Origin of the sequence: Janthinobacterium sp. BJB401 (genome assembly GCF_013372745.1) — a bacterium.
Classification (GTDB): domain Bacteria; phylum Pseudomonadota; class Gammaproteobacteria; order Burkholderiales; family Burkholderiaceae_D; genus Janthinobacterium; species Janthinobacterium rivuli.
Genome location: NZ_JABXFH010000121.1, coordinates 1 through 1,079, shown reverse-complemented (window position 1 = coordinate 1,079; position 1,079 = coordinate 1). Strand labels below are relative to the sequence as shown.

1 protein-coding gene is annotated in these 1,079 nt (G+C 64.6%); it reads right to left on the bottom strand.

What is annotated here, in order from left to right:
- On the bottom strand, positions 1 to 1,079 hold a 1,079-nt coding region (locus tag HWE17_RS28445; RefSeq protein ID WP_255206435.1), incomplete at both ends, for a condensation domain-containing protein.

Sequence of the window (1,079 nt, the reverse complement as noted above, 5' to 3'; positions counted from 1 at the left end):
CGTGCCAGCAGCACGCTCAGCGCGGCGTGCAGCACCATGAACAGCGTGGCCTGATTATCCCGTGCGACCTTCTTCAAACCTTGGCACGTGGCAGTATCCATCGCGAAGCGGTGCTGCGCGCCTCGGAAGCTTTGGTGCGCCGGGCGTGCCCGGTCCAGCGGCAGGCTATGCACCGGTGGCAGGCCGGCCAGCTGACTGTCCCAATAGCCAAGCTGCTCTTCCAGCACCGGCCCGGCCAGCCAGTCGCGCTGCCATTGCGCATAGTCGGCATACCGGATTGCCAGCGGAACATAGGGATTGTCCAAGCCGCTGCGCAGCGCCTGGTACTGGCCCAGAAATTCTCTGACCAGCAAGCCCATCGACCAGCCGTCCGAGGCGATGTGGTGCATATTAAACAGCAGCACGCCCTCCTCCTCGCCTAGGCGGACGAAGCTGGCGCGCAGCATCACGTCGCGCACCAGATTGAACGGCGTTTCGGCATCGGCCAGCGCCAGCTGCCGCGCGGCCAGTTCCCGCGCGCCGGGGTCGAGCGACGTCAGATCTCTTATTTTGATGCCAAACTCCACCTGCTCGCGGATCACTTGCCACAGATGCTCACCTTCACTGGCAAAGACGGTGCGAAGCGGCTCATGCCGTTCAATGATGTGCCGGAACGCCTGCTCGGCGACGGCGACGTCGAAGCGGCCCGTCACGCGCAGGGCGGACGGCATGTTGTAGTGCGCGCTGCCGCCGTCAAGCCGGTCCAGGAGCCACAGACGCTGCTGCGCGAACGACAGAGGAATAGATTCGCTGCCGCGGGTCTGCGCCGTTACCTGCGGGCGCGTGAACGCGCCTGTGCCGGAGTCAATGGCTGTCGCCAGCGCCGCCAACGAACCGTTGGCGAACAAGTCCTTGATTCCCAGTTCGACATCGAACACGTGGCGCACTTCAGCCAACAGACGTACGGCCAGCAGCGAGTGACCGCCCAGCTCGAAGAAGTTCGCTGTCGCGCCGATCTTGCCGGCCTCCTGGTTCAGCAGGCCCGCCCAGATCACGGAGAGCTCTATTTCGGTCTCGGTCTGTGGCGCCACGTACTGCTG